The organism is Citrobacter sp. Cy070 (genome assembly GCF_030332245.1).
In the GTDB taxonomy this organism is placed as follows: Bacteria; Pseudomonadota; Gammaproteobacteria; order Enterobacterales; family Enterobacteriaceae; genus Citrobacter; species Citrobacter youngae.
Genome location: NZ_JAOWIG010000065.1, coordinates 299,975 through 321,001, shown reverse-complemented (window position 1 = coordinate 321,001; position 21,027 = coordinate 299,975). Strand labels below are relative to the sequence as shown.

At 50.7% G+C, this 21,027-nt stretch carries 17 protein-coding genes; 1 reads left to right on the top strand and 16 read right to left on the bottom strand.

Going from position 1 to position 21,027, the window contains the following annotated elements; all coding sequences use genetic code 11:
- From OGY19_RS12120 to OGY19_RS12050, 15 genes are all read right to left on the bottom strand, one after another.
- On the bottom strand, positions 1-775 hold a 775-nt coding region (locus OGY19_RS12120), incomplete at its 3' end, for a T6SS effector BTH_I2691 family protein (protein WP_286596526.1).
- 58 nt (positions 776-833) lie between these two features.
- Positions 834-1,805 carry a DUF4123 domain-containing protein gene (locus OGY19_RS12115; RefSeq protein WP_286596524.1) on the bottom strand — a complete coding sequence of 324 codons (972 nt, stop codon included), beginning with the start codon at positions 1,803-1,805 and terminating at the stop codon, positions 834-836.
- Positions 1,806-1,818: 13 nt separating this feature from the next.
- Positions 1,819-4,191: a type VI secretion system Vgr family protein gene (locus OGY19_RS12110; RefSeq protein ID WP_286596523.1), complete on the bottom strand. Its 2,373-nt coding sequence runs from the start codon at positions 4,189-4,191 to the stop codon at positions 1,819-1,821.
- Positions 4,192-4,234: 43 nt separating this feature from the next.
- Positions 4,235-4,690 (bottom strand): putative T6SS immunity periplasmic lipoprotein, encoded by a 456-nt coding sequence (locus OGY19_RS12105; protein WP_137378847.1) that lies wholly within the window; start codon positions 4,688-4,690, stop codon positions 4,235-4,237.
- 90 nt (positions 4,691-4,780) lie between these two features.
- Entirely contained in the window at positions 4,781-5,230 is a 450-nt protein-coding gene (locus OGY19_RS12100) for a putative T6SS immunity periplasmic lipoprotein (protein ID WP_331254164.1), read from the bottom strand.
- Positions 5,230-5,760: a type IV secretion protein Rhs gene (locus tag OGY19_RS12095; protein WP_286596521.1), complete on the bottom strand. Its 531-nt coding sequence runs from the start codon at positions 5,758-5,760 to the stop codon at positions 5,230-5,232. The genes OGY19_RS12100 and OGY19_RS12095 overlap by 1 nt, the downstream gene beginning before the upstream one ends.
- Positions 5,750-8,377, bottom strand: a complete 2,628-nt coding sequence (gene tssH / locus OGY19_RS12090) for a type VI secretion system ATPase TssH (protein WP_286596520.1) — start codon at positions 8,375-8,377, stop codon at positions 5,750-5,752. The genes OGY19_RS12095 and tssH overlap by 11 nt, the downstream gene beginning before the upstream one ends.
- A 163-nt stretch (positions 8,378-8,540) precedes the next feature.
- A complete protein-coding gene (gene tssD, locus OGY19_RS12085) occupies positions 8,541-9,032 on the bottom strand; it encodes a type VI secretion system tube protein TssD (RefSeq protein WP_003024437.1) in 492 nt (163 codons plus the stop codon).
- A 16-nt stretch (positions 9,033-9,048) separates the two neighbouring features.
- The gene (locus OGY19_RS12080) at positions 9,049-10,713 is read right to left on the bottom strand and encodes an OmpA family protein (RefSeq protein ID WP_061068584.1); all 1,665 of its coding nucleotides are present in this window, start codon (positions 10,711-10,713) and stop codon (positions 9,049-9,051) included.
- Positions 10,714-10,716: 3 nt separating this feature from the next.
- Positions 10,717-11,358, bottom strand: a complete 642-nt coding sequence (gene tssL, locus OGY19_RS12075) for a type VI secretion system protein TssL, short form (protein ID WP_048213209.1) — start codon at positions 11,356-11,358, stop codon at positions 10,717-10,719.
- 5 nt (positions 11,359-11,363) lie between these two features.
- Positions 11,364-12,701 (bottom strand): type VI secretion system baseplate subunit TssK, encoded by a 1,338-nt coding sequence (gene tssK, locus OGY19_RS12070; RefSeq protein ID WP_061068585.1) that lies wholly within the window; start codon positions 12,699-12,701, stop codon positions 11,364-11,366.
- A gap of 23 nt (positions 12,702-12,724) precedes the next feature.
- A complete protein-coding gene (gene tssC, locus OGY19_RS12065; RefSeq protein WP_137376165.1) occupies positions 12,725-14,254 on the bottom strand; it encodes a type VI secretion system contractile sheath large subunit in 1,530 nt (509 codons plus the stop codon).
- Between the two features lie 65 nt (positions 14,255-14,319).
- The gene (gene tssB, locus OGY19_RS12060) at positions 14,320-14,817 is read right to left on the bottom strand and encodes a type VI secretion system contractile sheath small subunit (protein ID WP_048213212.1); all 498 of its coding nucleotides are present in this window, start codon (positions 14,815-14,817) and stop codon (positions 14,320-14,322) included.
- Positions 14,818-15,285: 468 nt separating this feature from the next.
- Entirely contained in the window at positions 15,286-17,148 is a 1,863-nt protein-coding gene (gss, locus tag OGY19_RS12055; protein ID WP_061068587.1) for a bifunctional glutathionylspermidine amidase/synthase, read from the bottom strand.
- 153 nt (positions 17,149-17,301) lie between these two features.
- Positions 17,302-19,590 (bottom strand): FdhF/YdeP family oxidoreductase, encoded by a 2,289-nt coding sequence (locus OGY19_RS12050; protein ID WP_286596516.1) that lies wholly within the window; start codon positions 19,588-19,590, stop codon positions 17,302-17,304.
- A 217-nt stretch (positions 19,591-19,807) separates the two neighbouring features.
- On the opposite strand from OGY19_RS12050, the gene yghU reads away from it, so the two are divergent.
- Positions 19,808-20,674: a glutathione-dependent disulfide-bond oxidoreductase gene (gene yghU, locus OGY19_RS12045; protein ID WP_048213215.1), complete on the top strand. Its 867-nt coding sequence runs from the start codon at positions 19,808-19,810 to the stop codon at positions 20,672-20,674.
- A gap of 95 nt (positions 20,675-20,769) precedes the next feature.
- Here yghU and hybG read toward each other — a convergent pair whose 3' ends face one another.
- A complete protein-coding gene (gene hybG, locus OGY19_RS12040) occupies positions 20,770-21,018 on the bottom strand; it encodes a hydrogenase maturation factor HybG (RefSeq protein ID WP_048213216.1) in 249 nt (82 codons plus the stop codon).
- Between the last annotated feature and the right edge of the window lie 9 nt (positions 21,019-21,027).

The following is a 21,027-nucleotide window of genomic DNA, read 5'->3' as shown; positions in this document are numbered from 1 at the left end:
CTATCCCTGCTGCATCATGCAACGCCATCAGCAACGGTGTCACGGGGGAACCGTCTGGCTTCACACCCCGTTCCTTCATCTGCCGGATTGTATTTCCGGCCACTCCGTTCTTCCACGGATACAATGTCTCCTGCGGCCCCGGCTCTTTGACTATGGCATAGCGTTCACTCACACACTGGCTGACGCGGATTTTAGTATGGGTGCCATACGGTAACCGCATTGCCGGACACAGCTGGCTGCCCTGCGCCGGGATGTAATCCAGAACCCTGGCGAGATTTGCTGTGGTTGCCTCTGTTATTTGCTGTGAAGCCTGGGGCGCCGTCCAGTTTGAGGAACTCAGGCGCTGCATTCTGCGCTGCCTTTGACCGCTATCGCCCGCGTAACGCTCCATCGTTTTTTCCGTCCAGGGACACTGCGTGAATGCTATCCAGATATCATTCTCCAGGACTTCATAAGGCAGCGTCAGAAAATCCTTTCCGCCATCACTGTACGTTCCCTGCCGACAGTCTGGCTCTGATTTCTCCAGAACATTTTTCGCCGACAGCTGTTTCCACAAACTGCCGTCATCACACACCGACCACGCTTCCCAGTCCGTCAGGTACGGATAATAGATATAGATATATCCCCTGCGCATCGCGCGTAGCGCATAGTGATAGTTTTCGTTTTCCGCCGGGTAAGCTGATATTCCAGATTTTGCCCACGCCGGCAATGGTTCTTTAATATATTCAGGAACCACCGCATAGCGTACAGGTATTAATGCCGGTCCCTGTGACATACAGTCACATTTATGATTTATCATCCCTGTTCTCCCACATATTCGAACTGTAAATTGCTTAATTAATGTTTGCTCGAATTTCATTCCATTGTTGTTCTGTGATATGAGATATGATTTGAGTAAATTTCCCCCTCTCACTTAAGCTATTTATTTCAAGCAAGTTTTTAATAAATTCATGGTTATAAAACTCCGGAGCAACATTAATTGAACACTGGCCCCACTTGATAAGATCTTCTTGATCAGAAAAAGTATATAATACAGCTCTTTTAAGTGACTGCTGCAATAGCTTAAATACCGCGGGCTCTGAAAACCGTTCACGACTCAAATTAGCCAGACGATAATTACAGATAACTCTATTTTTTATCCCTGCAAAATTTATATCACGCCAATTGTCAGCGCTCAGCGATAACGTATATGAAAGTCGCAGTTGATTCTCAGACTGATTTATTTTATTGATAAACTGACCATCGCCATCAATAAAACTCCACACTTCAATTGGCCCTAACAAACGTCGTTGTTGCCAGTCATCCAGAATAGATAAAAGAGAGATCATAATTGCCGGATCATAATACCGAAGCAAAACATCTTTTCCATCATGCTGCTGGATTGCCACCTTTCCCAGATAATCTGCGAGATTTACAATGTTTTCTTCGCAAGAAAGCCAACCACATACCATCCTGCCCTTACCCAGCAGTATTTCATTAGGTTCGATCTCTTGCAGAGCTTGCATAATGCTTTCTTGTAGTAACTTACAATCCTCAGGTAAGGATAAATTCAGTGAAACCAAACAAGGTTCAAATTCAGATGATAGATAACGAGTAGCAACAGGTACCCTTACAACATATCTATTTGTTATTTCATTATAGAATGATGATTCTTTATTTCTCAACCTTATAATTGCAGTATCAATCATTAAAATGCAATTTCTATTTAACGTTCTAAAAGAATTAAATATTTGCTCACCAATATAATCCCCTTGTTTTTGCATTGCCTGTAAGGAGTAATCATAAGTTATTAATGATTCCTTCATTATTGGTCCTCCATCAACCCAGCGTCACTGTAGGGCTTTGCGTACCACCAGCAGCATCAATAGCTGTGGCGCAAGGATCCGGTAATTCTATGCTGGCATTCAATGTTGCAGGAGCCATTTTCTGAATCCCAATGCTCTTTACGCGTACATTACCAGGCGCCCCTACTTCTATTTCACCATCTTTAAGCCTGATATACGCGCCACCACAACTGAGTACTAACTCTGTCGCTGCGGTAATGATCACCTGCTCATCCTTGCTGGCTATACTCAACGTTTTCTTTGCCAGCAGATCCATTGCATCTCCCTGTGCCTGAATTTCCACTTTTCCTTTGCTGGCGAAAATTTTAATCCCCATCCACTGAGCGAAAAGACTTATTGTTTCTTTCACACCAAGGCGGAATTTTTTAGCGACACTGACATCCGTGTCCGCTCCGGAGGTTACAATGACATTCTCACCTGATGAGAGTTGGATGCTGGCAGGAGTCACCTGCGCAATGCCAGCAGGGGCAGAAAAAAGTAAAGCCTGTTTCTTGAGGTCTGTCACAGACTCCATTAACAATGCTTTTTGCCTCTCGATATCAGCCAGTTCTGCTTTCGCTTTTTCTGCTGCAGAGCGAATACCTTTCGCATCCTGAAGCGCAGCTTGTAAGTTAGCTACTGCTTCATGCATATCTAACTGCAAACCTCCAGCTAATTCCTGGCGATCGGCACTGATAAAGATCCCTTTCCCAGCCCGAATAGCTCCCCACTGGTCTGTACGCAGTTCAAACCCCTCGCCCCGCAGCGCACGCTGTGCATCCACGTTATGCCCCAGGTTCAGCTGCGTCTTGCCGCCGTACTCGGTGCTGAGCTTGACGTGCTCCTCGCCCCGTTTGTCTTCCATGCGCAGCTTGTTGTTCGCGGGCGTGCGGATGACGTTGCGGGTGTGGTTTGCCTGTGTCACATGGTCCGGATGCCGGGAGTCGTGCAGCGCATGGGCGATATAGGGTCGGTCCGGGTCCCCTTCATGAAACGCCACCGCCACTTCTGTGCCCTGTATCAGCGGGAAGTGAATCCCGTAGGTGTCGCCACCGTAGGGTTTGGCCAGGCGCAGCAGCATGCTCTCGTAACCCTGCTGTTTGCTGTCCTGGTCTGCATCAAACTTCACCCGGTACAGCCCCTCCGCCGTCTGATGCGCGTAGATATCCCCGCTTTTCGGGCTGCTGACCCGCGCCGTCAGCGTGCCGCTGACCTTCGGTCTTGCCTTCAGCGCCGGACGCCAGCACTGCGTCTCACTGTACGGTACCGCCGCCAGCGTCACCCTCAGCGCATCCTTCCTGCTGCCGCTGAACCCGGCCCGGATGACCACCACCGGCTGCTGCAGCACGCCCGGCAGCGTCGACGGCACGCTGTTGTCGGTTATCGTCAACACCTGTCCCGGACGTAACCCCGCATCCGTGCTGAAACCCGTTATCAGCGTCTGCTCCGCCAGAAAACGCTCGTGGTCCAGTCGCGCCCAGAAGTTCCCGGTTTCCGCCGCCGGATCGAATGCATCCCCGGTTTCAAGATGGCGCGGTTTGTAGTGATACACCTCGCCATAGCGCATTTCCTCGCCTTCGCCGCCGGTGATATCCGCCCTCGCCGACTGCAGCACTTTCTGCGCTTCGCGGTGGTTATAGTCTTTTGTCGTCACTCCCGCCGGTGCCACCTGGTGCAGAATGTTCAGTCCCCAGACGGAGTCCGCCCCGCTGTCGCTCATTCCTGACGGGCTGTTCAGCGCCAGCCGTTTATCAAACTCATAAGCGCTCTGCTGGTCTGCAAAATGCACCACTTCCGTCCGGGTGTCCGGCTGCAGCGTGAAGAAGTAAAATATCCCCACTTCCGCCAGCAGACGCTCAATAAACGCCAGGTCGCTCTCCTGATACTGATTTATCTGTTCACGCTTCGGATAACTCTGTGTCAGCGTGAATTCATACTCCCAGCCATGCAGGGCGTGCTCCTGCAGGATTTCACTCACCACTTCCGGGACCGATTTGTTTATGAAGAAACGGTGCGTGCGGAACTGTTTATCCAGCAGGGAGAGATAAGGCTCGACGATAATTTGATATCTTGATTCATCGGCAGAACCAGATACCCGCTGAAAATCAGTTATCACACCATGGACTATTTTCTGCGTCGTCATAGATGCCAGCTTGCCAGCATTCATCGTCAATGTTGCTACCTGACGCACAAATTGATTTACCTGAATATCTTTATCTGTACTGGTAAACAAAATACCATAGTAATAATTCCGGCTCAGCCCTTCAGAACCACTGAAATCCTCTACATCCAATACAGAAGAGCAAGAAGGAATAGATAAACTATATCGATTAAGCGTAGTTGCTACCGTTTGATGAGACTTATCCATAAGATTAACTCCGTTCAACGCACTTTATTTCCCGATTTAAAAATCACTTATCCATCGCAGAATAAGGCCTGGCTATTTCCATATCGGTAAGATGGATGTTATAAATACGACCATTAGAAATCTCCACCCCACTAACAACACTTCGGGGTCTATCACTTGAATAAGGAATCTCTAACGTGTACGTAACTACAAACTGGCCACTAGCAGGAAAAGTATAAAAATCGGGTGTTATGCACCATTTATTATTAAGAAGAATAAGCGGTGGATTTGGCATAAATTTCTCATCAGCAAATTCAGCACCTCTACGAGTAACCGTAATGATACCTGGTTTGTACTCTTCAGAGTCCTTCACCCAGAAGCAGATATTTTCCCCAACCACGCTAACTGTGGCTTCCTCATCGGTAAATGATCTGTCACCATATCCAGGGCACCCGGTGAGAAATAACAGACTGTAACTCAGCAAAGTTGCATTAATTAACTTCTTAGCTCTTTTTACCAAAGAAGCCCTCACAATGCTTATCTAATGGCATTTTCATAACGAGGTCCATACACAGTGAAGTCATTATGATTTATACATACTTGAAGTGTTTTACCTATCCATCTCAGAATATGGTCGTATGATTTCCATATCGGTAAGATGAAAATTGTGGACATTCCCATTAGAGACTTCCACACCACTAACCACGCGCTGCGGTCGGTCATCTAAACTATCATTTGGTATACTATAGGAAACGATAAACTGCCCCTTATCTGGAAAAGTATAAAAATTAGGAGTAATACACCATTTCTCGTCAATCAATATCAATGGTGGATCTATAGTGAATTTTTCCCTTCCGAATTCAGATCCTCGTTGAGTAATAGAAATGATACTGGGTTTATGTTTCGCAGAATCATTCACCCAGAAACAGACATTTTCCCCAACCATGCTAACCACCGCTTCCTTATCAAGAAGTAACACATCCCCATATCCTGGACATCCGGTGAGAAATAACAGACTGTAACTCAACAGACTGAAACAACAAAATAATCTACCTTTCATCACCAGGGAAATCCTCGAAGAGTATTTCTATACGATTCTCTGATTACATTTTCATGAATATCCCCATCTAAAGTTATATTATGATTGAACCGCATATCCAGCCACGTTCTATATCCACTCTTTTTTAGAATAAAGCTATCCGCGATAATTTGAGCCTGCTGCTCCATGGGGTACTCGCTTAGAAGTCGTCCATCCAATTTATATCGATAACTGACTAACCAACTCACCAGACCTCGACAAATAACGTTCATGCCATTTTCTCGCTGCCAGACATGGCTCATTTCATGGATAAATAAATGTTGCGAATAGGGTAATGCCTGAGAAAAATCTTCCCGATACAGTTCACGAAAGTAAATCTCACCGTCAGGCGTCATCGCCGTATTCGAATCTTGTAAATTTAATGGTAAATAACTATCTCGATGAATCCACACTTTATGGTACTGGAGAGCAGAACCAAATACAGACTTTGCCAGTTCAATCTCTCCAGATGTAAGCGTTCTGAGACCACCTTCTTTAATATTATTTGGCACTCTCAAACTCCATCATGATGCCCTTCAACTCATCCCAGCTAAGGATCAGAGAGTGTGGCTTTTGCTGCCGGGAAAGATATGTTAACAACTGCTGACTGAGCACTGGCAAGATTTGTTGGTTCAGCAGACTGTCGATATTCCTCGCCCCCGTATCCGGTAGCAGGCAAGCGGCGGTCAGGGCATCAAAAAGGTTCTCGGATATCGTCGTGGTGATACCGTAGTGGCGCTGCAATCGCTGGCTAACCTGATCCAGCTTCATTTGTACAATGGTGCGCAGCGCTGGTTCACTGAGCGGGTGATAGATAATGGTCTGGAAACGTGCCAGCAGCGCCGGCTGAAAATGGTCGCGCAAAAGCGGGCGCAGCAGTTCATGCAGATCGGGCTCTGTCGCTTCCGGCTGTTCTTCCAGCAGCTGCATCACGGCATCGCCGCCAAGATTGGAGGTCATCAAAATAACGGTATTGCGAAAATCAATTTCACGACCTTCGCCATCGCGCATGAAACCACGGTCAAATACCTGATAAAACAGGTTCATGACGTCGCGATGCGCTTTTTCTACTTCATCCAGCAGTACCACGCTATAGGGGCGCTTTCGCACGGCTTCGGTCAGGATCCCTCCCTGACCATAACCCACATATCCCGGAGGCGAGCCCTTGAGCTGGCTCACGGTGTGCGGCTCCTGATATTCAGACAGATTAATGGTGATCAGCGATTTTTCACCGCCAAACAGAATCTCGGCCAGCGCCAGCGCCGTCTCCGTTTTCCCGGTACCGCTTGGTCCGGTAAGCAGAAACACACCCTGCGGGCCGTTTTCCGGCGTAAGACCCGTTTTCGATGCGCGCAGTCGTTGCGCGATGGCATTAAGCGCATAATCCTGCCCGACAACGCGTTTTCCCATCTGAGTTTCAAGCGTCAGCAAGTCTGCCTGGGAGTCCTTCATTAGTGAAGACAACGGGATACCGGTCCAGTCGGCAATCACCGTTGCGACAGTGCGCGCGTCTACATCCGGAAACAGTAAAGGATGACCCTGCTGAAGCACACTAAGCTGCTGCTGCAATTCAACCGTCTCCGCCTGACGGGAAATATCATGGCGGCTGGCCAGCAGTTGCTCAGTGAGCGCTAATTCCTGGCCATACTGGGTTTCGCGTTCATCTAGCTCGACAAGCAGACGATTTTCTTGCTGTTCAATGCTCGCCAGCCTTTCACCATGCTGACCATTTCCTAGCGCGAGATCTGCAAGCAACGCCTGCTTTTCGATTTCAAGCGCGGTGATCTCCGACCTCAAACGCGTCAGTGGTTCCGGAACGGTATCAAGGCTGATACGTACTCTTGCACCTGCGGTGTCCAGCAGGTCGACGGCTTTGTCCGGCAACTGCCGCCCGGTAAGGTAGCGGCGAGAGAGCGTAACAGCGGTTTTAACCGCGTCGTCAGTGATGTGAACGCCATGGTGTTCCGCATAGCGTGATTTCAGACCGCGCAGCATCAAACAAGCAGTGTCATCATCTGGCTCATCCACTTTCACCATCTGAAAACGCCGCTCCAGCGCAGCATCACGCTCAAAATACTGTTTATATTCGCTCCATGTGGTCGCCGCGATGGTTCGTAGTTCACCTCTGGCCAAAGCGGGTTTTAGCAGGTTGGCTGCGTCAGCGCCTCCCGTCTGATTACCAGCCCCAATGATGGTATGTGCTTCATCAATAAAGAGCAGAACGGGGGTTGGCCATTGCTGAACGGCATCAATGATATTTTTTAAACGCTGTTCAAACTCTCCTTTCACCCCAGCCCCCGCTTGAAGCAGCCCAAGATCCAGCGTGCGTAACGTCACCGCTTTCAGGCTATCCGGCACGTTACCTTCCGCAATACGCAGCGCCAGTCCCTCCACCAGAGCGGTCTTGCCGACGCCGGGTTCCCCGACCAGAATGGGATTGTTTTTTCGCCGACGGGACAGCACATCCACCATTTGACGAATTTCATTATCGCGACCAAATACCGGGTCGATATCGCCGGCACGCGCTTTCGCGGTGACGTCCTGCGTAAATTTATCGAGCACGCCTTGTAATGCTGACGACAACGTCGACTGAGCCAGGCCAGGACGCGATTCATCATCAGGAGAAACCTGCGCCAGAGCGGCTTCCTGCTGTCTTTCGGGACGTTCATCCGACTGGACATTTAATAGCGGCAGGAGTCGTTCCAGTTGAGTATGTCCGGCGCTCAGAAGAGGCCACAGGCCATCACACTTCAGTAGTGAAGGTTTGCCTACCAGTGCCATCAGCAGATGCACACCCCGTATCTGCGAATTTTCATCCGTTGCGGCGCATAGCCATGCTTGTTGCATTAAAGAAAGAAGCGCATCAGACAACTGCGGGCGGCTTTTCACGGAACGAGGCTGAACATCCAGATGCACCAGCAGCGACTGCCAGAGATTGTCGATATCCCATTCATAGCGACGAGCGATGACGGTAATATCGCCCTCCCCCTGCTCAAGCAACTTCAGTAGCCAGTGTTCAGGCGTGATTTCTGCATGCGCGCGCGTCTGGCATAACGATGCAGCCGCTTCAAGCGCCTGAGCACAGTAGGGATTGAGACGACGTAATAACACTGCTGACTGGTGTTCCATTTGGTTCCTGACTCCCTGTATTCAGGCACGCTACCGCCCGTGGCCGTAATCCAATGCCCATAAGGTAATAAGTGACGTTGATACTCTCTGCTTAACCCCCCACTCCGGACGCTCAGCAGAGGGCATAAAAAAACGGATGAGGAAATCCTCATCCGTTAGTGCATTACGCGGTGGTACGCTCGTTCCAGGCGTCAGAATGGATAATGTTGCCATCCTTATACGTCCAGACGATCTTCTCGTAGCGCAGTTCTATCTGTTCCAGGTGGTTGTGCTTCTCTTTAGCCGGATCCTTGATGTCGTACATCACAGGATTTACTTTCACCACCTTCACGTTGTGCAGAGTGGTGTTGAAGTATTCCACTTCCTGACCCGCATCATTAATGCGATACCATTTGAACTCTGCCTGGCGCAGGGTCTGACCGGTCGTTACAGCCTTGTACAGATACGGGCTGGAGGCATCGATTTCCTTAGTGAAAAGGAATGGGGTATGGATGCGCGTCCCGGTCAACTTACCGGTGTTGTTATCGGTAGGGATGTACAGGTTATGTTCCTGAGCCACTACTTCGATACTGCCCACACGGTCTTTCACGTCAACAGAGCCTTTAATATCCGCACCGCCGTCATCTTTCAGCCAAAGGTAGACTGGAATTGCCATAACTCTTTCTCCATTTTTACTTCGCTAATGCGTCACCATCTTGCGGTGACGGTTCCCTCATGCCCGGCACCCGACAGGCATCAACCTGCGGAACCAGACTGATCTCTACACGGCGGTTGGCAGCCCGACCCTCCAGCGTATCGTTGGTTTTGTAGGGATGTGATTCACCGTAACCCTGAACGGCAAAGCAACTCTCTGCGACGTCACCGGTATCACGCATCCAGTCGCGAACAGATTCCGCACGTTTGAGAGAGAGCTGCTGATTAGATTTATCGTCACCCACATCATCGGTATGCCCGGCGATGACTATCAGCCAACCGGGCCTGGCTTTGATATTGACCAAAGCTCGAATGAGCACTCTTGTTGAACCCGCTTTTAGCGCCCATTTGCCCGTATCAAACAGCGACATGCTGTCAAGACGCACGGTTTGCGGGGAGGTCGCTTTTGGTTTTTCAGGTGGCAACCAGTCGCTGATTGCGGCCTGCAAAGGTGGGATCAATCTCATCCCCTGGTACAATCCCATTGAAAGAGAAAGGGGTTCGCCGCGCTGATACCAGCGATCAAGCCGCTGCGCATCCCGACGAAGTTGATCCTGAGCCTGAATCTTTGGCTCGACAGGATTGCCGCTAAGATGGCGGTATAGTGTCAGATGATCGTTTGTGATCCTGATGAGATGCTGGTTATTGATAAAGCTGCATGCCATCGCCAGTCCAACAAAAATGCCGCATAGCAGACCACTTATACCCACAGTTCGTTGAAATGCTGTCAGCGCCCGGCGGCGGGATAAAAAAGGCAATGCTAAATCAGGAAAAGGCAGCAGTTCGGACGCTGCAGAAGCCGCAGGAGAAATCGTTGTTTGATCGGTGATATGCCGCTGCCACAGGTTATTTTCACAGGCCGCTAATGAGGTGAAACACACAACCCGTAAAGCAGAGAAAAGTGGCGGAGCATGGCGCTCGGCATCGCCTTGTACCTTCTTCAGCCAACCCAGTAAAGTATCTAACCACACTGCATGTGTAAGGTGAGAATGGCGAGCCGAGTGCTCTTGCGATGAGAAAGGAACAAAATCATCTAATCCTGTAGCCGACTGCACTTCAGTATCCTGAGGGGTGCGAATAAACCAACGCACAGTCTCATTGCACTGAGGAGAATTCAGCCAACAACACAGCCAAAACGGCGGTATACCTGATAACCAACGCCGACTCTGGGTCACCACCCGCCGCCAACTGAGCAGCATGTGCTTGAGCGCGTCTTCATCATTATGCCGTTCCGGGATCAATGCCAGCATCACGGAAACGCGCATAAGAAGCCCCGGACGCTGCACAGCTATCTGACGAACCAGAGCACTGTAATGCTCTGGGGATTGAACAGATAAATACCAGCCCTGTGAACTCTCGCAGGAATCGCCACGTCCGGCAAACAAAGGAGCAGTATCGCCACATACCAGCACAACAGGTCCACTGAAACTCTCTGGAGGGAGCGGAACGTCATGAGCAGAATGAGCAGACGTCAACCGACCATATTGACGCCAGCCATAAACGATCCCTGGAATGGAAAACAGTAAAATAAAGACGGTAAGACCACTGCGAACACCCATACTTAACGGACTGAATCCCCAGACCAGCAACAAAGCCAGCACGGTTGCCAGCGCATAGTTAACGATCCCTCGCAACTGAGCCATGTCTTAACCCTGCCCAATAAGCTGAGCAATCTGCCCTTGTAAGACATGAGAAAATGTGAGCCATAAAGCACCCAACGCCAGTGCGCCGACAAGCCATGCCAGCCACCAGCGGCGCTTACCGCCAGAGAATCCGGAAGCCCGCATGATGACTGGCGCATCGTGCTTTAACTTAAAAGGCATTGCCTGAGTCGTCAGCGCTTCAAGAACATCTTCACGACGCTCGTCTCCTTGCTCACGATAACGCCCAACAAAACCGAGCGTGATTGCGCGATAAAAGCAGGTTAATACGGCGGTATCAGGAACGGGCTCGCGCAGTACGGTACGGATACGCTCCCAAAGTTCTTCCCCGGCATTGGTGGTGTTGAAATAGCGAGCCTGTAAAGGTGTCGCAAGCCAGGTGATATAACCGCTATCCTGGCGGTTGCGGTTCAATACGCTTTCATCCAGTAATGCACATTGCGTATAGAGCATGTGCTCAACGCTGTGTTCGCTGTATCCCATGTCACGTAAGGCCTCACGTGCAGAATCAATCCATTGGCAGGCCCGGCGATAGAAAGCAGCCCCATCGTCGACTTCCGACCCATCACGTAATTGGCTTACAGCAAGCCAGGTTGGCCAGAACACCTGATCAATATCCTTATTCATTTATTTCAATCCCTTAATACTGCAAATAGCTCAAGTTGAATCTCTCCCAACGTTCCCGGCACATAGAAAGCGCAATTACCGGCGTCCAGCATGGACTGGGCGGTTGGATGATTAATCTCAAGAGCAAAATATTGATTTTCCAGTCGTAGTGGGATGGCTGCGGGTACATGCGTCAGCGGTTTTAATGGAATGCCGCTAAGTGCCACATTGACGACATCCGACACATCAGCCCGACTCCCTGCTTTACACAGCTGTGGAAACTGCGTCAGGAGGACATGCGCTGGAAGAGCCGAACGAACGGACAGATAAAAATCAGCGCCTTCACGCAGTCGGGCATCCGACAGAGCGCCATACCAGAACTGTCGCTCCTGCGTCAGTTCAATCGCGACAACGCGAGATGGCAGGCTGGCTTCCAGTAGTTCCACCAGCAGTGCAAACAGTGGCGGGAATACCTGCTGCGGATTTGCGTGCTGGTATGGAGGTACAACACTGACATCATTGTCTAATGAAAAGGTCAGCAGGCTGCCGGCTAACCGCGCCAACTCACGCCACAAAAGCTCGGGGTGACGGCCCGGATTTTGCAGCATTTCTTTCAGAACAGGCTCCGAGCTATTAAGTGCATTTAGCAGCCAAAACAATGAAACGTCTGCTACCGCAAAATCCGCCATTCGTTCGTTACTTTCACGGCGCAAGGCCATCAGGCGACGGCAACGCGCCTGGATACGGTGTACTAAATCACCGAGCGAGTTGATTAATGAGGGGCTCGCTGAGAGTGAAAGCGAGGGTGGTAAAAAATCGCGTCCCAGCTCCCATTGCCCCTGAGCATTACGAATAAGGCAAGCTACCGGACAGGTCAGATAAGCGCTGTTATCGTCATGGGCATACCGGAGGGTAATAGCATGCCGCAGTACCGCCATATCAGTCCGTTCCTGGCCTGCGAGATCCTGCACTGGTAGCCATTCCTGCTGCCAGCGACACGGACGGCTAACGCCGTTGCCTGATGAAAGATTGCCGCCATTAGCTGAAAGCAGCGGCAACGCCAGCACGATATCAACGCTGCTGTAACCAGTAAGATGCGATAAATCACACGCCGGAGGCAGGTTATCTGAAATACCTGTATCCACTAACGTACCGTCAGGAAAGCGCACCACCAGATTAACGGGATTCAAACGGGAAACCGTTAGCGCACTTTCATCAAACTCCGCACTGATGACGCCCCACGGTGATGAAAGTGACATGTGAGCAACAACGTCAGCGACATAAGCATCCCAACGTGTCTGTTGCTGAAACTGCTGGGGAGCCAGAAAGGCCCCCTCGCTCCATAACGGACGATAGATCTTCATCGCACCTCCTGTGCGCTGCGTCGTTAAGATTTCGACTTCGGCATTTGTGAAACTAACGACAGACTGACGTCCATACCTTCAACCTGGAAATGCGGAATGGCATACAGGCGTACACGGAAGAAACCGGGGTTATCCTCAATATCCTCCACCACGACACGCCCATCACGCAGCGGGTGTGATGCCTGCAAGTCGTCGCCAGGATCGGTCATTTCGGTTACCAGACTGCGCAGCCAGTTGTTAAGTTCAAGCTCAAGCAGACGGCGATCTTTGGTCGTGCCAATATTTTCCCGCTGCAAGATTTTCAGGTAGTGAGCGATGCGAGAAAGCAGGAAGATATACGGCAGACGTGAGTTAATCCGGCTGTTAGCCGTCGCTTCCGGAGTATCAAACTGCGCAGGTTTTTGAGCCGAGTTAGCAGAGAAGAAGCAGGCGTAATCACGATTCTTATAATATGAAAGCGGAATAAAGCCGAGGTTAGCGAATTCAAACTCGCGGGTTTCCGGAATCATCACCTCAGATGGAATCTTCACCTGATTACCCGTACCCAGATCGTACAAATGGATAGGCAAATCTTTAACTGCGCCGCCCGCCTGCGGCCCACGGATCTGGACGCACCAGCCATTCTTGATAAAACTTTTCACCATGTTGACAGCGAAAGAGAAAGAGGCGCTGGTCCACAGATATTTTTCGTGATCCGGCCCCTTAACTTCTTCAACATAGTTAAAACTGCGTACCGGCACCGTATCAGGGCCGTACGGCAGGCGACCCAGCACACGCGGCATAGTCAGCCCGATGTAGCGTGAATCATCGCTATCACGAAATGCTTTCCACTTGATGTATTCAGCTCGTTCGAAATAATCATTGATATCTTTTATGGCCGCGACGTCTTCCATATTTTCTTTCAGGAAGAATTTCGGCCCCACGGCACCAATAAACGGCATATGACAGGCTGCCGAGACGCCAGAAATATTGCGCAGCAGTGCAATATCCTGCGGGCTGTTATCAAATTCGTATGCTGAAATCATTGCCGCAATGGGTTCGCCGCCTGGCTGATCATATTCTTCAATATAAACATGGCGGTATAACCCGCTCTGGATAAGTTCCGGCGCGTCGTCAAAATCATCACGTAACGCATCCTTGCTGATATCCATCATTTCTACCCGGACATTTCGACGAAAATCGATGCCGGTGATCATCGAATGTAAACCGCGCCAGAGCGATTCTTGCTTCTGAAACTCAGCATGATGCATGACTTCATTTACCTGATCGCTAATCTGCTTATCAAGGCGAGCAATTTGTTCATCAAGCAGCGTTTTATCCAGGCGCTCTACTGGCTGTGCGGCATCCGCCAGACATGAGACCAGAACCTGAATAGCGGCGGTCACGCGTTCAGCTGGAGCGGCATCAGAAAGCGCTTCATCACTCTGCCACGCATCAACATTTTTTAATGCCGAAACCGGGGAAAGATTAATTTTGTCAAAGAGGGATTGATAAACGCTGCGTTCATTGGTCGTAGTGGCCGCGACTGAAGAGGTATGTTCCTGAACAGACATCAACATATTCCTTTTATGATCCTTTACTATTCCTGCCAATTAAGCGGAGGAAACCCTGTATAGCGTTAAATCTCTTCTGGCATCATGGTTGCCAGTTCATCACGCAGTTCCTGACTCAGGGCTGGATCCTTAAGGATGGTTTCCAGCTCGCGACGAAAAGCAGCGTTATCGAGTAAGTTAGATTTCAGGTCACGAAGTAAGTTACGCATAGCTAACAGAACGCGTAATTGTGGGATATTCCTGGCTACCTGCTCGGGCTCAAAATCGTGGATATTTTTAAAAGTAAGATTAATATCGTCTTTTCTACCATCACCAGCTAACGTATTTTTAACACTCAGATTAACGACTGGTGAGAACTTAGCTAACACATCGTTGAAATTATTCTTATTAATATCAACCTTTTCGCGTTCCGATAGAGGTCGTTGTTCTCTACCATTACTGAAATCACCCACGGTCAAAAGTTTTAACGGCAATTCAACCTTTTTCTGAACGCCTCCGGTATGTAAATCTAACTTGATATTAACGCGTGCCGTCGGCACTTCATTCTGAAAACTGTCACCCATACATCCCTCTCAGACCGGCGATTCCTGCCGATATTTTGCATTTCCTGACGGAGCATTTTCCAATCGCTCAACGAGTTTCATACAACGTCATTTCTGTGGGCAGTCAACAATGACTGTTAATGACAATTAATGATTATAATTAGTGTGGCGATGTAATCCGATATATTCTCTAATAGAAAACATGATCAATATCACTGTTCAACAAAATAATACATCAGTATTATTTATTTAAAAGAGAGATCAAGAAGCTCTTTATCTAATACAAACAACAGGAATTAAATAATGTTAAATGCATTCACTGAATAAATGTATTTTTATTATGCAAGTATTAATAAGGGGAATATCTATAATTATATATATAGACCACATCATTTATTAAAATATAATCGAAATCAATTAAACTATAAATAAAAAAAGCCGAAGATATACTTCGGCTTTTCGCACCTCATTCCTGAGCACGCAGAAAGATTACGCTTCCTGCACCACAATCAACGGCTCGATATCGCTCTCTTTTTTAATCACTAGCGACTCATCACCGCGCAGGCAGGTCCCGCCGTAGTTACCACCTACGGTGAACGTACAAACCTGAATATATTTACCGGCAACCTTCGGCAGACACCAAAGCTGCTGATAAATGTTCTTCTGCTCAGCAAACTTACCGCTGGTTTTATCCAGTAGCTCTTCCTGATGACTCACCAGATCGATGTTGCTGCCACAACGTCCTGCAATAGGTTTCACCGCATAACCGGTTTGCGCCAACTCTTCATTAACAGTGAAATCGGTATCAAGCAGATAGCGGTGATGCGGGAAAAGCTGCCAGAGGATCGGCAATATCGCTTTGTTGCCAGGGATCACCGTCCACAGAGGTTCGAAGACCAGCACTTCCGGGCGCAACAGCACGTCGATTAAACGTACTTCCTGATTGGTATGCCCGGTACGAATTGGCACCGCGGCGTACTCCGTTTCGCTGACCTCTCGCACCTGCTCAATCGCGGTTTCCCACGCCCAGGTTTTCCAGACGCAGTTCACCAGGCGACCGTCACCGTCAATCAGTTGACCGGCGTCATCCCAGCGTAGCTCATCGAGGCCACGCAGAATTTTGCTGTCAAACCCGGCCTGACGCAGCGCCTGCTGCATAAACTGCGCGTGGTAGTTTTCTTCGATATCCTTATCCTGCATGATGTGGACAAACGGACGTGCGCGGCTGTGCTTCCAGGCACCCGCCAGTTCGTTGATCAACCCTTCAGCCGGGTTGTGTCCCTGCCCTGTGTAGCCTCGCTCGGCCCATCTTTCGAGAATCAAGCCAGCTTCGGTATGGCACGAGGCGGAATCGGCATTGTACTCATACACCTTCAGTCCGCGTTCATCCATACAGAAATCCATACGACCCGTAATCATATGATGTCGACGACGCTGCCAGGAAAGGCGCAGACGCGGCCAGAGGATTTTCGGGATATCGAACAGCGCCAGCAGGTTGTCGTCTTTCAGCACCTTGTCGGTCGCGTGCAGGTACATCAGGTGTAACTCGTTAGTGGCTTTGATCAGCTCCTGCTCGGCACTCTCGGTAATGGTGAAGTACTGATGCGGATCCTGATTAATGACGTGACCGTTCGCCAGCACGTAGGCTTTTTGCAGCGGATCCTGCTCATCCAGCCATTTACCGTCGAACTGTCCGTTATCTTCCAGTCGCGCGCTGCCAATTTTCAGCGAGTCATTGGCGATCTCCGGCTGCGGCAGGCTGTAACGGGTATCCTCGGTCTGGATCATCCAGCCAAGGATGGTGGTGTCGTCAAAGGTATCCCGCAGGGTGTAGCAACCGTTTTCAACCACCATCTCCAGTTCACGGGTCCACTGCTGTCCGGGAGGCAGCGGCGTATGGAGCACGTTCTGTTCGGCAATACGGATTTTGTTTTCCAGCAACTGGGTGACGACCGCCACATGGCCGGTGTCTTTAAATTCGCCGCCTTTTTGCCAGATAAGCAACGCGCCTGCTACCGGTGCGCGGGGTGAACCATTGGGAAATGCCTGTAACGGCAGGATATTGTCATTCACCACTTCACGCAGGAAGCGTAAGGAGAAAATCTCCCAGGCCATGCCTACATCGGTGAAGACCACGCCATAGTTTAGGAAAAGAAAGCGGCGTGCGAACTCTACGCACTGCCATTTGTGGCCCATGTATTCGTCGTCGATATAGCTGCGAAATGCCGCATCATCGTCGTAGTCCCGTGGGTCAAGGGAGCTGTAATCTGAAGAGTAGATTGCTACGCCGCCTGGGGCGTAGCCCAATAATGTCCCGAATGGGGCATCCTGACTGGTCGTTCCTTTGCTCATGCACCTTACCTCAAAACAATACAGCCTGAGCAGGTTGGCGTGAATTTTTCGCTCTGATTGCCTGCTCTGCGACACTAACCGGACAGAGGTCGACATCATCATACACCTCAACGCAGCGACTGGCGCTCAGAGGCGAAAAATTCACAGCAGGAACTACGCCTGGGTAAGGATTACCGGCACGCTTTTATACGCCGGAGTCAAACTTTGTGTGTCCACCGCGTCCAGCGACAGCAGGACATTCGCTTCAGGCAGATAAGCGCCAATTGAGCCCGACGCCATGTTGTAAATCACCACCGTTAAGCCGTACATGATGCGATCCGCGCACGGCTGGCCGTTGTCACCCAGCGCCTGAACGTTGACCACATCACCCTGGCTCAGACCGCGAGCCGCCGCTTCCTCGGCGCTTAAAAACACCACATCCCGACGACCGGTAATGCCGCGATAGCGATCGTTCATACCATAAATCGTGGTGTTGTACTGATCGTGACTGCGTAGCGTCGCTAGTATCAGCGTATCGGCAGGCTGATTTTCCCGCTCTACCGCCCGCTGATGGCTGACGATAAAGTTGGCTTTGCCATTTACCGTTCGCCATTCACGGCGCGATGCAGGGGTATCCATACGAAACCCGCCCGGCTCGGCAATACGGGCGTTGTAATCGTGGAACGCCGGGATCACGGCTTCAATGGCGTTACGGATCAACGCGTAGTCCCCGGTTAACGCTTCCCAGTTGATCGGCGAAAGAGGCAGCGTGGCGCGTGCTATGCCCGCCACAATCGCGGGCTCTGATTTTAGCCAGCGGGAAGCCGGTTTCAGCGCGCCGCAGGACGCGTGGACCATCGACATTGAATCTTCGACGGTCACCGACTGAATGCCCGTCACCTGCAGATCGCGCTCGGTTCTGCCCAATGCGGGGAGCAGATAGTTATGTTTTGCCAGCAGCAGGTGCGATCTGTTCAGTTTGGTCGCAACGTGAACCTGCAGATCCAGCTTTTTCATCGCCGCAAAAGTACGCTGCGGCTGTGGCATCGCCACCGCCAGATTGCCGCCCATGCAGATGAGCGCTTTTGCATCGCCCCGCTCGATGGCGCGAATACTTTCCACACTGGAGCGGCCATGTTTGCGCGGTACACGGATAGAAAAATACGTCTCAAGGCGTTGCAGGAAATCTTCTGATGCTGCCTCGTTGATCCCCACCGAACGGTCACCCTGCACGTTAGAATGACCGCGCAACGGGCAGATCCCCGCCCCCGGCTTACCTATGTTGCCTTTCAGCAGCAACAGATTTACCAGTTGCTGGACGTTCTCAGTGCCGTTTTTATGCTGGGTGATACCCAGACCATAACAAACAATCGTGGCGCGGGATTTACTGTAGCTGTGCGCCAGATCTTCCATCTGACTGCGCGTCAGTCCCGAGTCCTGTTCCAGCTCCGCCCAGCTACGCTGGCGTAAGTCATCATACAACGCGGCATATCCGGCGGTATGTTCATCGATAAACGCATGATCGAGCGTTGGCTGCTGATCCAGTAAAATCCGCGCTTCATCCATTTCGATCAGCGCCTTCATGATGCCTTTAAGCAGCGAGGCGTCACCGCCCATTTTGACCTGGTAGTAGTCGTGGCTCAGCGCCGTCGCCTGGCCGGTGAACATCTCTTTCGGACTTTGCGGAAAACTAAAGCGCTCAAGCCCCCTTTCGTTCAGCGGATTAATGGAGATAATTTTTGCCCCGCGTTTGGCAACGTCGCGTAAGGTGGTCAGCATGCGCGGATGGTTAGTGCCAGGGTTATGCCCGATACAAATCACCAGATCGCAGTGGTCAAAGTCCTCAAGTTCAACGGTTCCTTTTCCAAGGCCAATGGCCGGCGTTAGCCCGGCGCTGGTCGGTCCGTGGCACATGTTTGAGCAATCAGGGAAGTTGCTGCTGCCATATTCGCGGGCAAACAGCTGATACAAGAACGCTGCCTCATTTGACGTTCTGCCGGAGGTGTAAAACTCAACCTGTTGTGCTGAATCATAGCTGCGCAGACGCTCACCGATTTCCTGGAAGGCGATATCCCAATCCACCGCCTGCCAGGTGTCTGACGCTGCATCGTATTTCATCGGATGCGTTAAACGACCGATATTTTCCAGCGCATAATCGCTGTAGTGCCAGAGCGTGGAAACCGGGTGACGGCTGAAAAATTCCGGTGACGCTTTCTTGCGGGTTGTCTCCCAGGTGACTGCCTTAACGCCGTTTTCGCACAGCTCCATCGGTGCCCGATGGCCTGGGTCCGGCCACGCACAGCCCGGACAGTCGAACCCTTTCACCTGGTTCATTTTAAACATCGCGATAATGTCGCGGGCGACAGCCTTTTGCGAAAACAACGAAGCAGTGACGGCTTTTACCGCGCCCCCCCCCCCCGCCGGGCCCTGATAACCGCTTACTCCTGGAACACCCTTTTTCATTATTACTGCTTATTCACCGCCAATTTTTGATGGTGAATACGGTAGCAATTTCCGTCCAACATTGATTTCCTCTTCATGGAGTACGGGCCAGGTACAATGAACGGGTTAGATTTATCTTCCCCTTTCAGCACAAAACGGCATAAAGTCCCAATCTGTTAAATTGAGTTCTACCTGGCTGCTACACTGCATCAAACAACCACTCAGAAGGCAGGTCACTATGTCAGACAATACCTATCAGCCCGCGAAAGTCTGGACGTGGGAAAAATCGAACGGCGGCGCATTCGCCAATATCAATCGCCCTGTTTCCGGCGCTACACACGAGAAAACGCTGCCAGTTGGCAAGCATCCGCTGCAGCTCTATTCGTTGGGTACGCCAAACGGGCAGAAAGTGACAATTATGCTGGAGGAGCTGCTGGCGCAGGGCGTGAAGGGCGCGGAATACGATGCCTGGATCATCCGCATCGGCGATGGCGATCAGTTTTCCAGCGGCTTTGTGGAGGTGAATCCGAACTCGAAGATCCCGGCGCTACGCGATCACTCGCAAAACCCACCGGTTCGCGTATTCGAATCTGGCGCAATCCTGCTCTATCTGGCGGAAAAGTATGGCTATTTTCTGCCGCAGGATTTACCAAAACGCACCGAAACGCTGAACTGGTTATTCTGGCTACAAGGCGCAGCCCCATTCCTCGGCGGTGGCTTTGGCCACTTCTACAACTATGCGCCAGTGAAGATTGAGTACGCGATCAACCGCTTCACCATGGAAGCCAAACGCTTACTCGACGTGTTGGATAAACAGTTAGCACAGCATCAGTTTGTCGCCGGAGATGAATACACCATTGCCGATATGGCGGTCTGGCCATGGTTTGGCAATGTGGTTCTGGGTAACGTGTACGACGCGGCAGAGTTCCTTGATGCAGCAAGCTACAAGCACGTGCAGCGCTGGGCAAAAGAGATTGCGGCACGTCCGGCAGTAAAGCGGGGCCGTATTGTAAATCGCACTAACGGACCGCTGAACGAGCAGCTTCATGAACGCCATGACGCCAGCGACTTCGATACCAATACTGAAGATAAGCGACAGGCTTAAAATGCCTGATGGCGACGCCGGGGCGTCTTATCAGGCCTACAAAGACGCCCTGGCGTAGGCCGGATAAGGCGTTTGCGCCGCCATCCGGCATAAAATCAAGCGCTGGTGACGTCATACTCCATGCGGCGAAGTGCATCCAATGTGAATTTAGCTTCATCTTCATCAATGATGCTCATGGCGAACCCTACGTGCACCAGCACCCATTGCCCGACCAGTTCGGCAGGCTCGCCTTCACATATCAGGGCAATATTGACATCACGCTTGATGCCGCACACTTCAACCTGCGCAAGCTGGTGAATATCTTCACCAACGGCCAGAACCTGACCAGGGACTCCAATACACATATCTGACTC